General features: G+C 63.3%; 13 protein-coding genes. 8 read left to right on the plus strand and 5 right to left on the minus strand.

Annotated features, from left to right (window positions below):
• The 4 genes from OJ996_RS03105 (at nucleotide 1) to OJ996_RS03120 (ending at nucleotide 5,630) form a co-directional block, all read left to right on the plus strand.
• On the plus strand, nucleotides 1-2,556 hold the full coding sequence (locus tag OJ996_RS03105; RefSeq protein ID WP_264511051.1) for a polynucleotide kinase-phosphatase: 2,556 nt from the start codon (nucleotides 1-3) through the stop codon (nucleotides 2,554-2,556).
• Between the two features lie 62 nt (nucleotides 2,557-2,618).
• Complete coding sequence (locus OJ996_RS03110) at nucleotides 2,619-3,620, plus strand: alpha/beta hydrolase family protein (protein ID WP_264511053.1); 1,002 nt, start codon at nucleotides 2,619-2,621, stop codon at nucleotides 3,618-3,620.
• Nucleotides 3,621-3,691: 71 nt separating this feature from the next.
• Nucleotides 3,692-4,663, plus strand: a complete 972-nt coding sequence (locus tag OJ996_RS03115; RefSeq protein ID WP_264511055.1) for a KpsF/GutQ family sugar-phosphate isomerase — start codon at nucleotides 3,692-3,694, stop codon at nucleotides 4,661-4,663.
• A gap of 52 nt (nucleotides 4,664-4,715) precedes the next feature.
• Nucleotides 4,716-5,630 carry a hypothetical protein gene (locus tag OJ996_RS03120; RefSeq protein WP_264511057.1) on the plus strand — a complete coding sequence of 305 codons (915 nt, stop codon included), beginning with the start codon at nucleotides 4,716-4,718 and terminating at the stop codon, nucleotides 5,628-5,630.
• An 8-nt stretch (nucleotides 5,631-5,638) separates the two neighbouring features.
• Here OJ996_RS03120 and OJ996_RS03125 read toward each other — a convergent pair whose 3' ends face one another.
• Complete coding sequence (locus tag OJ996_RS03125; RefSeq protein ID WP_264511059.1) at nucleotides 5,639-6,928, minus strand: valine--pyruvate transaminase; 1,290 nt, start codon at nucleotides 6,926-6,928, stop codon at nucleotides 5,639-5,641.
• Nucleotides 6,929-7,004: 76 nt separating this feature from the next.
• Between OJ996_RS03125 and OJ996_RS03130 the strand changes: the two genes are divergently transcribed.
• A complete protein-coding gene (locus tag OJ996_RS03130) occupies nucleotides 7,005-7,499 on the plus strand; it encodes a redoxin domain-containing protein (protein WP_264511062.1) in 495 nt (164 codons plus the stop codon).
• Between the two features lie 69 nt (nucleotides 7,500-7,568).
• Here the strand turns inward: OJ996_RS03130 and OJ996_RS03135 are convergent, their stop codons facing one another.
• Genes OJ996_RS03135 through OJ996_RS03145 form a run of 3 tightly spaced genes read right to left on the minus strand, consistent with a single transcriptional unit; the run spans nucleotide 7,569 to nucleotide 9,412 of the window.
• Nucleotides 7,569-8,222: a hypothetical protein gene (locus OJ996_RS03135; RefSeq protein WP_264511064.1), complete on the minus strand. Its 654-nt coding sequence runs from the start codon at nucleotides 8,220-8,222 to the stop codon at nucleotides 7,569-7,571.
• 10 nt (nucleotides 8,223-8,232) lie between these two features.
• Nucleotides 8,233-9,096, minus strand: coding sequence for an SDR family oxidoreductase (locus OJ996_RS03140; RefSeq protein ID WP_264511066.1), 864 nt, complete (start codon nucleotides 9,094-9,096; stop codon nucleotides 8,233-8,235).
• A gap of 4 nt (nucleotides 9,097-9,100) precedes the next feature.
• Nucleotides 9,101-9,412, minus strand: a complete 312-nt coding sequence (locus OJ996_RS03145) for a hypothetical protein (protein ID WP_264511068.1) — start codon at nucleotides 9,410-9,412, stop codon at nucleotides 9,101-9,103.
• 178 nt (nucleotides 9,413-9,590) lie between these two features.
• Here OJ996_RS03145 and OJ996_RS03150 point away from each other — a divergent pair, with 178 nt between their 5' ends.
• Nucleotides 9,591-10,673: a mannose-1-phosphate guanylyltransferase gene (locus tag OJ996_RS03150; RefSeq protein WP_264511071.1), complete on the plus strand. Its 1,083-nt coding sequence runs from the start codon at nucleotides 9,591-9,593 to the stop codon at nucleotides 10,671-10,673.
• 50 nt (nucleotides 10,674-10,723) lie between these two features.
• A complete protein-coding gene (locus tag OJ996_RS03155; RefSeq protein WP_264511073.1) occupies nucleotides 10,724-11,422 on the plus strand; it encodes a hypothetical protein in 699 nt (232 codons plus the stop codon).
• A 16-nt stretch (nucleotides 11,423-11,438) separates the two neighbouring features.
• Here the strand turns inward: OJ996_RS03155 and OJ996_RS03160 are convergent, their stop codons facing one another.
• Nucleotides 11,439-12,149, minus strand: a complete 711-nt coding sequence (locus tag OJ996_RS03160) for a DNA alkylation repair protein (protein WP_264511075.1) — start codon at nucleotides 12,147-12,149, stop codon at nucleotides 11,439-11,441.
• Between the two features lie 93 nt (nucleotides 12,150-12,242).
• On the opposite strand from OJ996_RS03160, the gene OJ996_RS03165 reads away from it, so the two are divergent.
• A complete protein-coding gene (locus tag OJ996_RS03165; protein ID WP_264511077.1) occupies nucleotides 12,243-13,076 on the plus strand; it encodes a glycoside hydrolase family 16 protein in 834 nt (277 codons plus the stop codon).
• The last annotated feature ends 2 nt before the right edge of the window (nucleotides 13,077-13,078 follow it).

Genomic DNA, 13,078 nt, shown 5'->3' on the forward strand with positions numbered 1-13,078 from the left:
ATGACGCTCCGCCTTCCAGAGCTTTCGCTGGTGCTTCTCATCGGGCCTTCGGGTTCGGGGAAGTCGACTTTCGCTCGGCGTCATTTCAAGCCGACGGAGATCGTGTCGTCGGACACTTGCCGCGGGATTGTCTCGGACGATGAGAATGACCAATCGGTCAGTGCTCAGGCCTTCCAGCTTCTGAACTTCATCGTGAGACAGCGTTTGGCCTTGGGCCGGCTTACGGTGGTGGATGCGACGAACGTGGATCCAGCGGCGCGTGCCGAGCTGGTGGCGATCGCCCGTGAGTATCATTTCCTGCCTGCGGCGCTGGTGTTCAAGATCCCGGAGAGCGTTTGCCATGCGCGTAACGCCACGCGGCCGGACCGGAACTTCGGTCCGAACGTGGTGAAGCGGCAGGCGAACCTGCTGCGGCAGGGGCTCCGAAACCTGAAGACGCAGGGCTTCCGGAACACCATCTTTTTCACCAGCGAGGAGGAGGTGGATGCGGTGCAGGGAATCGAACGCGAGCCGCTGTGGAACAACCGCAAGAGCGAGCACGGGCCCTTCGATATCATCGGCGACGTGCACGGTTGCTACGAGGAGCTTCGTAGTTTGATCGGGGAGCTCGGCTACTCCGTGACGGATCACGTGGCCTCCCATCCGGAGGGCAGGCAGTTGCTCTTTGTCGGGGATCTGGTCGACCGTGGGCCCGATGCTCCGAGCGTGCTGCGCCTCGCGATGGCATCGGTGAAGGCCGGTAGTGCGATCTGCGTGCCAGGGAACCACGACATGAAGTTCCTGCGCTGGCTGAACGGGAAGAACGTGCAGCTTACCCACGGCCTGGCGGATACGATCGCGCAGCTTGAGGCGGACCCCATTGATCGCCGGGATTTGATCGAGTTTTTGGACAAGCTGGTGAGCCACTATGTCTTCGACGATGGGAAGCTGGTGGTGGCCCATGCGGGGCTGAAGGAGGAGATGCAGGGGCGCGGCTCCGGCAAGGTCCGGGAGTTCTGCCTTTACGGCGAGACGACGGGCGAGCGGGATGAGTATGGCTTGCCGGAGCGGCTCGATTGGGCGCGTGACTACCGAGGCAAGGCGCTGGTGGTATACGGTCACACGCCTTTCGCCGCGCCGCGTTGGCTGAACCACACGGTGAACATCGACACGGGGTGCTGCTTCGGCGGGGCGCTGACCGCGCTGCGTTATCCGGAGCTGGAGACGATCTCCGTCCCGGCGCTCCGCACCTATGCGGAATCCGTGCGACCGCTGCTGCCCGAGACGGGGCCCGATGCGCAGCTCGTGCACGATCACCTGCTCGATCTCGATGATTTGCGCGGGCGGCGATTCATCGATACCGGGCTACGCCCGGCGATCACGGTGAAGGAGGAGAACATGCTCGCCGCGCTGGAGGTGATGAGCCGCTTCTCCGTGGATCCGCGCTGGCTGGTTTATCTGCCGCCCACGATGTCGCCCTGCGGCACGAGCAAGCAGGATGGCTGGCTGGAGCGACCGGAGGAGGCCTTCGCGTATTTCCGTGAGCAGGCCGTGACGACGGTGATCTGCGAAGAGAAGCACATGGGCTCGCGGTCAGTCGCGGTGGTTTGTCGCGATCCGGCGCTGGCGGTCACGCGTTTCGGTCTCAAGCAGGAAAGGCGTGGTGTGATCTACACGCGCACCGGGCGGCCTTTCTTCAACGATCTCGAGCTGGAGCAGGCCCTGCTCGACCGCTTGGCGCTGGCCATGGAGAAGTCCGGGCTGTGGGAAGATCTCGGGACGGACTGGCTTTGTCTGGATTGCGAGCTGATGCCTTGGTCGGCCAAGGCGATGGAGCTACTACAATCGCAGTATGCGGGTGTGGGTGCGGCGGCGATTGCCCATGCCGCTGCGGTGGCGGCTGCGATGCAAGCCGGTGAAGGGAATTCCCTTCTGGAAGATTCCGCCAAGGAGCATCTGGCGGGGATGATGGCGCGGAATGATAACCGACTGGCCATGCTCGACCGCTATCGCGAGGCCTACCGGCACTACTGCTGGGATACGGATGGCTTGCAGGGACTGAAGCTCGCGCCTTTCCACTTCTTGGCGGGGGAGGGAGGTGTGCTCACGCAGCACGACCACGTCTGGCACATGGAGATGGCGGCGCGGCTGAATGCCGCGGATCCCGAACTCTTCCCGCTCACGCGTTGGCGTGAAGTGACCTTGGAGGACGAGGCATCGGTGGCTGATGCCACCACGTGGTGGGAAGAGCTTACCGCCGCGGGTGGCGAGGGTATGGTCGTGAAGCCGCGCGACTTCATCGCGAAGGGCAAGCGCGGGCTGGTGCAGCCCGCCGTGAAGTGCCGGGGGCGGGAGTATCTCCGCATCATCTATGGTCCCGAGTATGATCATCCCGAGCATCTCGTGCGGCTTAAGGAGCGGGGGCTCGGGCACAAACGATCGATGGCGGAGCGGGAGTTTGCCCTAGGTATCGAGGGACTCTCGCGCTTCGCCGCCCGCAGGCCGTTGCGTGAAGTGCATGAATGTGTGCTGGCGGTGCTGGCGATGGAGAGTGAGCCGGTGGACCCGCGCTTGTGACGAAGTCTTCCCATTGCTCGGCTGATGCTGGACCTGATGCCATGTCTGCCTAAGATGAGCGTATGACATCATTACGCCTCAGCTCGATCGCCGCATTCGCCGTTGCGGTGCTAGCCTTGAATGCGTGCCAGAAGCCCGCGGGTGCGTCGTCGAAGGGTGGCGCGACTCAGACTCTTGCCCAAGAGCGAGAAGGTTTTAGCACCCAGCTGATCAAGCAGCAGTCGGAAGACGAGGCACCGCCGGCTCCACCGCCCGGGGTGTTCAAGCTGGTGGCCTATCCTTCGCCTGCGGGGAATCTGGCGGCGTATGTGAGTCCGGATCCGGATGACGGAAAGAAGCGCCCGCTGGTGATCTGGATCGTTGGCGGGTTTAGCAACAGCATCTCGGAGATTGCCTGGGCAGTGGGGATGCCCGCCGAGAACGACCAGTCTGCCGCCGCTTATCGCAAGGCAGGGATCGCGATGATGTATCCTTCCTTCCGAGGCGGGAACAAGAATCCCGGGCACAAGGAAGGCTTCTACGGTGAGGTGGATGACGTGTTGGCCGCGGCTGTCTATGCGGCCTCCCTGCCATGGGTCGATCCCGCCCGCATCTATTTGGGCGGACACAGCACCGGTGGCACTCTCGCCCTGCTGGCCGCGGAGGCAGCTCCCGCCGGACAGTTCCGTGCCGTGATGTCATTCGGCCCGGTGGAGGAGGTGGCGGGCTACGGGCAAGATCATCTTCCCTTCAAGGTCGGCGATGAGAAGGAGAGCCGCCTGCGTGCTCCGGTGGAATTCCTGGGCGCGATCTCGGCGCCGACTTTCGTGATCGAAGGGTCCGAGGGGAACAGCGCCTCGCTGGAGGAGCTCCGCGAGCGGAACCGCAATCCGAAGATTAGCTTTGTGGTCGCGAAAGGCCAAGATCACTTCTCGGTGCTGGGGCCGAGCAACAGCCTCTTTGCCGCGAAGATCCTTGGAGACAGCGGGCCCGAGTGCCGCATCGGCATCACGGAGGCTGAGATCCAAGCCGCGTGCAAGAAAGCCGCGCAGACCGATCTTCCGCCCGGGCTCGAGCGGCGATAGCGGAGGCGGCGGAAATGCCGGTGACTGAACTTCGCGCTTTCGCGTGGCGTGCCGCGGATCATGCTCGGGGCATGGACTTCCTGGCGAAAGCGCGGCAAGTGATCGAGATCGAGACCGGTGCCCTGCAGGGCATGGCGGGACGGCTCGACGAGGGATTTAGCCAGGCCATCTCCATCCTGCACGATACTCTGGACCGTCGCGGCAAGATCGTGGTGGTGGGGATCGGGAAGTCGGGGAACATCGGTCACAAGATCGCGGCCACCCTGAATTCCACGGGAGCAACCGCGGTGGTTTTGAACTCGCAGAACGCCCTGCACGGCGATCTCGGGATCGTCTCGGATGGAGATGCCGTATTGTTGCTTTCCTACTCCGGCGAGACGGCGGAGCTCCTCGACCTGCTGCCGCATGTGAAGCGCTTCGAGGTCGGCCTGATCGCCCTCACCGGGAATCCCCGTTCCACGCTCGCCGAGCATAGCGATGTGGTGCTGGACACCTCCGTGGATCGCGAGGCCTGTCCGCTGAACCTCGCGCCGACCTCGTCATCCACTGCGATGCTGGTGATGGGTGACGCGTTAGCGATGGTCTTGCTGGAAGCGCGGGGCTTCACCGAGGAGCAGTTCGCGCGCTTCCACCCCGGCGGTGCGCTGGGCCGTGCATTGCTGACACGGGTCTCCGACATCATGCGTGCCGGCGATCAGATGGCGGCGGTGCCAGTGGGCTCCACCGTGAGGGATGCGCTGGTGGCCATGTCCACCGCGCGCTCCGGCGCCTGTGTGGTGACCCAGCCAGATGGCAGTCTTGCGGGGATCTTCACGCACGGGGATTTCGCCCGCTGCTACCAGCGGGACGCCCACGTGGGAGACAAGCCGGTGGCGGATTTCATGACCCGCAGCCCGATCAGCGTGGGGGCCTCCTCGCTCGCTGTCGAAGCGTTGCAAACGATTGGCTCGCATCGCGTTGACGATGTGGTGGTGCTGGATGCCGCGGGCAAGGCGGTGGGTCTGGTGGATACCCAGGATCTGGCCCGCCTCAAGATCGTATGAACAGCGATCAGGCTTGATTCATTAAGAAAGCCAAAGTAATCAGGTCCCGCACATGGCGAGGACCCCCAAGAAGCAGATCCGGCTCGGTTCGACCACGACCGGTGGCAATCGGCAGCGCCGGCGCCAAGGCTTCACGGAGGCAATCTCGCGGGCGAATGCCCGTGCCCACGAGCGGGTGAACCGCAAGCTGAACCAGCGCGAGTTCAAGAACATCCGCGCCTCCTTCGCCGGGACGGCCGGGTATATGGAGCCGCCGACAGGGGTGGCCACACGACTGTGGCGCTGGCTGTTAGGCGTGTTGCTGCTGCCGCTGTGCTGGATCACCTCGTGGACTTTCTTCTCGCAGTTCTCGGATGCGACACTCGATCACGGCTTCTGGAAGATGCCGGCTTTCTGGTACTTCGCGACCGGTGTGGTGCTGATGACGGGGTGGTTCTTCTCCGGTCTGCTGCGTCCCTTCTTCCTCTACCTCTATGTGCTCGGTCACGAACTCACGCACATCCTCTTCATCTGGGCCTGCCGCGGCCGGGTGAGCGATTGGGGGGTGAGCCTCGACGGCGGCTACGTGACCACGGACAAGACGAACATCGCGATCGCACTGTCGCCTTACTTCGTGCCGCTATGGTCGGTGGTGGGCGTGGTGATCCACGGTCTGTTAGGCCTGGCAATCGAGCTGCCGCCGGTGTCTGACAAGATCCTCTTCGGCTATGTCGGCTTCTTCTGGGCCTTCCACCTGCTATGGACGCTGTGGATGATCCCGCGGGATCAGCCGGATCTGCGGGAGAACGGTACTTTCCTCTCGCTGGTGATCATCTACCTGGCCAACCAGCTCGTGCTCGCGGCCCTGCTGTGCGCCACGGCCAAGCCGCTCGGCTTCGAGGGCTTCGGCCAGGAGTGGATGGCGAATGCGGCCCGCTCGATGGAGGCGGTCATGCGCATCGCCCGCGAGGTGCGGGCGAGCATTTGACCCGCGGCTTACGCGGTAGCAAGACCTCGCGCCTCTTCATGCGCGCGGCGGACTTCCTCCCCGATCGCCTGGATTCCGCGCTTCACGACGCCTTCATCCATGGTGAAGGTCATGCGCAGGCACTCGTGGCGGTGACGCCATGACTCGTCGTCGTGACCGAAGAAGAAGTAGTGGCCGGAGATGATGAGCACACCGCGGTTCTTGAGCCGCTCGTAGAGTTCGCGCGAGGTGATCGGCAGGCCCGGGAACCAGAGCCAGAGGAAAAGGGCGCCTTCGCTACGATGGATGTAGTATTCGAAATCCTCCCCGAAGCTGGTGGCGACGAACTCCTGTGCCTGGCGTGACTTCTCGACGTAGAAGGGTTTCACGGTTTCATTCGCGATCTTCAGGATCTCGCCGCTCTCCACCAGCGGCAGCGCGATCGTCTGGCCAATGTTCGGATTCGCCAGTCCCACCACCGCGCTGAGCGAGGCCATGGCCGCGGCGATCTTCGGGTGAGCCACCACCATGCCGGTGCGGGTTCCCGGCAGGCCGATTTTCGAGAGGCTCAGGGTGAGGATGATGTGCTCCTCCCAGATCGGCTTCGCCTCGGTGAAGATGATGTTGGGGAAGGGGGCCCCGTAGGCGTTGTCGATGATCAGGGGGATGCCGTGCTTCTTCGCCAGATCCGAAAGGCGGGCGATCTCCTCATCGGTGAGCACGTTTCCGGTCGGGTTGGTCGGGCGGGAGACACAGATGGCGGCGATGTCATCCGTCACCTCCAGCGCGTCGAAGTCCACGCGGTACTTGAACTCGTGCGGGCCGGTCTTCTCGATCTTCGGCGGCACGGCGCGGAAGAGATCGCCGCAGGAGCCTTGGTTGGCGTAGCCGATGTATTCCGGCACGAGCGGCAGAAGGATCTTCTTCTTGCGGCCGCCCGGCATGTCGCCTGCGAGCGTGTTGAAGAGGAAGAAGAAGGCCGTCTGCCCGCCCGAGGTGATGGCGATATTCTCCGGCCCCAGCGGCCAGCCGAACTCGCGGCGGAAAAGATTCGCCAGCGCCGCGATGAAGCGCGGGTTGCCGCGCGGCGGGTCATAGTTGGCCAGCATCTTCTCCAGCGCACCGGGCTCGGCCATGATTTCCTCCATGCGCCGCCGCCAGATGGCATTCACCTCCGGGATGTGTGCGGGCTGACCGCCGCCGAGCATGCAGATATCCGGGCCTCCGGAGGCGAGGGCATTGCCCAAGTCTTCCATCAGTTCCTCGATGCCGCTGCCGCCGGCAAGCTGCCGGCCCATGTTGGAGAATTCGTGGCTCATGAACGCGGGTGCCGTTGACCGGCGAGTGGGTGACCCTATAGTGGCCGCTCTTTCAAGAACAACCTCTCAAATTCCCATGGCTATCCAAGTCGGCGACAAAGCACCGGATTTCACCCTCGTCACGAAAACCGCCGAAGGCCCGCAGCTGGTGAAGCTGTCGGACGAGATCGGCAAGTCGAACATCGTCCTCCTCTTCGTGCCGATGGCCTTCACCGGCGTCTGCACCACGGAGCTCTGTGATATTTCCGGAGGCATCTCCGAATACGAGGCGCTGGACGCAAAGGTCTTCGGCATCTCCGGTGACAGCCCCTTCGCGCAGGAAGCCTGGGCGCAGAAGTCCGGCATCACCCTGCCGCTGCTCAGCGACTACGAGCACAACGTGGCGAAGGCCTACGGCGTGGCCTACGAGCAATTCCTGCCCGAGGCGAACCTGATCATGGGCGGCGTGGCCAAGCGCTCGGCCTTCGTGATCGACAAGGAAGGCGTGGTCCGCTTCCTCGACATCCAGGATCACCCGAAGGATCTCCCGGACTTCGCCGGCGTGAAGGCGACCCTGCAGTCGCTGGCCTAAGCTCCGAGCGAATCCCCCGATAATCGAAAGGCCGCGGAATCACCCGCGGCCTTTTTCATTGGAGGTGGTTCACTGTTCCACTTTTGGCTCCGCCTCATTTCCGGGCGGGAGCGGGGTGGACTGCGGCGGCGCGGCGGGAGCCGGGGCCGGCGTGGCATCCGGTGAAGCCGGAGGCACCGAGGGGTCTTCCAGCGAAGGAGCGTCCGGCGTGGCTGGAACTTCCGGGATGGTCGGATCGATCACCGGCGGGATGGTGGGTACCTCGCCGTCCACCGGCAGCGGGATCACACCGCCCGGCGGCGGCGGGTAAACTTGGAACTCGTTCACCGAGCCGACGGCCGGGAGCGCGGAGCTCTGGTCGGTGACTTGGATCGACAGGACGAAGCCAACCTCGCCGCTGTTGAGCTCGCCCTTCACATAAGTGCCGTCGTCGGAGATCACCTTCATTTCGGTGTTCCCGGCGAGCTGCTTCTCGGCGGACATGTCGCCCTGCGGGCGCTTCGAGAAGAAGGCCACGTTGTCCATGTTGGTGCGGACAAAGCTGCCGGGCTTGTAGCCGGCGCGGGACGACACCGGAGTGCGGCCGGATCCCGGAGCGACGAGCGGATCGAAGCTGCCGCTGCTCACCACCTCACCGGTTTGACAAGAGGCCAGGACAAGGGCGCAGGAGCCGAAGATGAGGAGATGCCGCTTCATGTAAGTGAGGGCAAGGTGCCACGCCACCGGGGGAGGGTCAACGGGATAAGATCCGCGAATCCAGATGCTCGCGGAGGGCAAGACGCCAGTCGCGGAGCGGCTCTCCCAGCAGGGATTCCAAGCGTTCCGTGGCCATCGCGGTGTGCCTCGGGCGAGGGGCCCGGAAGGCGCTCATCTCCGCCAAGAGGAGAGGCTTGGGAGCCGGAAGATTCATCCCCCGGGTCTCCTTGAGATAGGCCAAGATCTCCACGGCGATACCGTGCCAGCTCGTGACAGGGCCGCCATTGCAGGCGTGGAAGAGGCCGGAAGGGCAGCCCTTTGTGATCAGGGCGGAGGTCCACTCGCCGAGATCGCGGGTGTAGGCGGGCAGCGAGAACTTGTCCGCCACGGCGGAGACCTCCTCACCGGCCAGTGCACGGGCCAGTACCAGATCGGGAAACGCGGCTTTTTCCGGGCCGAAGACCCAAGAAACCCTCAGCACCGTGCCTCCGGTGGCGAGCACGCCCCGCTCGCCTTTCTCCTTCGTGCGGCCGTAGACCGAGATGGGGGAGGGGGGATCCTCTTCGCTCCGCCTTCCTGGCTCGATGCCGTCGAAAACGTAGTCCGTGCTGAAATGCAGAATCTTGCGCCCGGTCCGGCGACAGATCTCCGCCATCCGGATGGGGGCCTCGGCATTCACCTGCCAGGCTAGATCCGGGTCATCCTCGCATTGTTCGAGGTTCGTCAGGCCACCCGGATTGAGAAGCAGATCGAAATCGAGGTCCTCCAGCTGCTCCACCGACGCTGGGTCGGCGAGATCCAGCCGGGTGCGTGGCAGTTCGATCACCTCATGGTCCCGTGACAGCCGGTCGGCCAGTGCCCGACCGACTCGCCCCGTGGTACCGGTGATCGCGAGCCGCACGCGGTCAAATCGCGCGGAGTTCGTCGATATCGTCGTCGGCGTAGCCGGCACCCACACCGGCGTCGCGGATCTTCCGGAGGCGGCGGCGGGCGCCGAACTTGCTCTCCGGGCCGTTCACCAAGCCGACGACGAAGCCCACGGTGAGGGGCAGCAGGCTGGCCACGCCAAGCGCGGCGACACCGAGCGCCACGCCGCGGCGCGCATTCGGGTTCATCAAATCACCCAGGATCAGACCGGCAGCCGCACCCAGCAGGGCCGGCGCCGCAAGCGCGGTGGCTTCGGTCCAATCCCGTTCTCCGTCGTCGTCGGGGTTCATGGGTGCACCCTAACACCCGGGCCCGCGACACACAATCCCGGAAACGATACGCCATCGCGGGGCGGATTCTTCCGGGATCGACATAATAGCGCTGGCCTTCCCGGCGATGGGGAGGTGTCCGAAAAACCCCGGTTTCACCCTTTCCCCGCCGGGTGGAGACGTTAGATTCCCCCCACCCATGCCTGACCCTGCATCCACCTACGCCCTGATCCTCGCCGGAGGGTCCGGCACCCGTTTCTGGCCTCTCAGCCGCAATGAGAAGCCGAAGCAGCTTCTGAATCTCTTCGGTGAAGAGACCCTGCTCGAGCAGGCGATCAGCCGTTTGGAAGGGCTGGTGCCGCTGGAGAACATCCTGATCCTGACGAATGCCCAGCAGGAGGCGGCGGTCCGTCAGGTGGCCTCGAAACTGCCGGCCGGGAACATTTTCGCCGAGCCCGCCAAGCGCGACACCGCCCCGGCGGTGGCCCTCGGGATTGGCCTCGTCGCCGCCCGGAATCCGGATGCGGTCATGATCGTCCTGCCTGCCGACCAGCTCATCCGCGATACCGCCGCCTTCCAGTCGGTGATGAAAGACGCGGTTGCAGCGGCGGAGAAGTCGGACGGGCTCGTCACGATCGGCATCAAGCCGACCTGGCCCTGCCCTTCCTACGGCTATATCGAGCGCGGCCAGCGGGCCTCGATCCCCGGTCTGGATTGCGAGCAGATGCCGGCGGAGGTGAAGCGCTTCCGCGAGAAGCCGAGCACCGAGCTGGCCGAGCAGTTCCTTTCGCAAGGCGGCTTCTGCTGGAATGCCGGGATGTTCGTCTGGTCTATCCCCACGGTCATCCGCGAGCTCAGCACGCATCAACCGGAGCTGGCTTCCTTCGTCTCCGAACTCCGCCGCTCCGGCGATGTGGCCGCCACGGTGGCCGCGCAGTTCCCGAAGCTCACGCCGATCTCGATCGACTACGGCCTGATGGAGAAAGCCCGCCGGGTGTTGAACATCGAAGCGACCTTCGATTGGGACGATGTTGGCTCCTGGCTATCCGTGGCGAAGTATCTCGAGAACGTTGGCAGCGACAACCGCGTGAACACCCCGGTCTCCGAGATCGATTCGGAGAACAACATCGTCTTCAACGCGAGGAAAGGCTCGCACGTCGCGCTGCTCGGCGTCGATGACCTGATCATCGTGCAGACGGAGGACGCGCTGCTGATCGCCAATCGTCATCAGGCGGATGCGATCAAGAAGCTCGCGGACAAGCTGCCGCCGGAGCTGCTTTAAGGGACAGCAGTCTTGCCGGAACCATTGCCCCGCTCCTACTAATTGGGGCAATGAAGTTTGTGTTTATCAAGCCGTGGCGCCTTCTGGTCGCCCTTGTCCTGATGGTGGCCTCCTTTGCCCGTGCTTTGGAAGTCGACGATCCGAAGTATGGCTTCCGTCTCACCGTGCCGGATGATTTCACCCCGCTGGATATCGATCCGAAGGAAAAAGAAGCGATTTACCAGTTTGTCCGACCCTCTGAGGAGCCGGGCCAGTCGGTTACCGTAATCCACATCGAAGCTTTAGGTGGCACGATCAAGGTCGGAAGCCGCAACGATCCATCCAAATTTCAAGCTCCCTCGGGTATGGAAATCCAACACTCGGAGTTCGAGTGGCGGGGCCACAAGATGGATCTCCTCTATATCACAACGCCGACGCCAGAGGGAGGAAGGATGGGGGTCTATACGCTCCAAATCCCTCTCGCGCACGAAGCCATACAACTTCAGGTGGGTGGTCCCGTGGAAAAAAAGTCCGATGTTCGAGCTCTCTTCGACAAGACCGCCGCCAGTTTCATTAACACGCGCCCGCTTCATGGTGAGGGCGAAGCTACCACCCCGAGTGTAACGCATCGTAAACTCTCCGGCGAGGATAGGATATTGAAGCTGACCACGGCGATCTTCAAGATGAGTGTTGCCACGTTACTTCTATTCATCGCTGTGCGCGGAGTGTGGCGCTCGATCCGCCGCAAGAGAAAGCTGCCGGAGTTCTAAGCTGCATCGAGGGAGTTCAGCACTTCATCGTCTTCCGCTTCTTCCCGATGCTCCCCCGCGCTTGCATATTCCGAATGTAGTCCGCGGCCGCGGGGACTTCGCAGCTGTTGTTGCCGAGGTCCGCGGTCACCGGTCCAATCTCCTCTGCTGTCCGGATGGCTAGTTCGGTGAGAGCGGCGACATAGCCGCCGAGGCTGATCACGAAGCCGTTCATGGCGTAGCGCGCTTCGTCCGGGGCCTGGTGAATCTGCTTCTGCACCCGTGCGAGCAGCGACTTCAACTCCTCAAGGTCCAGTCCCTCGTCTTTCTTCAGGGCCACGATCCCGCTGAGCGTTGACCATCCTGCGGCGGCGATCTGCGGTTTCTTTGAGTCGATCCATTTCAGCGCCAGTTCGCGTCCATGGGGATTGGCCGCGGCTACTCCTGCCACCGTTGATCCGGGAAGCGAGCCGCCATAGGCCTGCTCCACCCAGCCTTGCAGGTCCTTCTTGGTCATCCGCTCGTCGTCCGCGATCAAGCCGGCCAGATACATCGCGTCATAGTTTCCGGTCTGGTAGAGATCGAGCGCGAGCTGGTAGTCCTTTTTGATCCGCTTACGCAACGGCTGCATGTCGCCGATCTTCACGCCGAAGCAGGGTTCCTTGATGCCGTGGTTCTTCATCAGCATCCGCTTCACGGTTTCGCTTCCCAGTGATTCGAGTTCGGCGAGGACTTCAGGGGCAGTCATTCTGGCAACCTGAACCGTCTCCCCTGAAAAGAGGAGTCGATTTCGTGCCCGCGGTCCGAAACCTTTCGTGTCCATTCAGCGTTCTTCCTGCCGATGATCCGACTCCCCGCCCTCGTCCTCGCCTTGGTTTCGCTCGCCCCTGCCGAGGAGGTCGTGCAGCCGCCCCGTGATCCGGCCTACAAGCTGGTGTGGGCGGATGAATTCGATGGCGACGGTCCGGTGGATGAAAGCAAGTGGCGCTTCGAGCAAGGCTTCGAGCGCAACCACGAACTCCAGTGGTATCAGAAAGACAACGCGGTTCGTAAAGACGGCTTGCTCGTGATTGAGGCCCGCCGGGAAAAGGTCCGCAATCCGCGTTTCGAGGAGGGCTCGCGCGACTGGAAGAAGAATCGCTGGGAGGCGGAGTACACGTCTGCGTCCATCACCACGATGGGCAAGCATGACTGGAAGTTCGGGCGCTTCGAAGTACGGGCCCGATTCACCCCGCTGCCCGGTCTCTGGCCAGCGATCTGGACCACGGGTCGCGGACGCTGGCCGCACGGGGGTGAAATCGACATCCTCGAGTACTACAGCGGTCGTATTTACGCGAACTTCTGCTGGGCTGGAAAGCATGGCCGCGATCTTTGGAACACCGGCTCGCACTCCATCGGGCGCTTTGTGAAGGAAGACTCATGGAAGGATCAATTCCATCACTGGGTGCTCGAGTGGGACGAAGAGAAGATGAGCATCTGGCTCGACGGGGAAATGCTGAACACCCAGCTCATGAAGCATGTGCAGAATCAGGATGGGCCCGTGGTGAATCCCTTCCTCGCCCCTCATGCCTTCCGCCTGAATCTCGCCATCGGCGGGCCGCAAGGCGGAGATCCTTCGGGCACCTCGTTCCCGCAGAGATACGAGGTGGACTACGTTCGGATCTATCAGAAGTAGGG

It is taken from the genome of Luteolibacter rhizosphaerae, from assembly GCF_025950095.1.
Taxonomy (GTDB): domain Bacteria; phylum Verrucomicrobiota; class Verrucomicrobiia; order Verrucomicrobiales; family Akkermansiaceae; genus Haloferula; species Haloferula rhizosphaerae.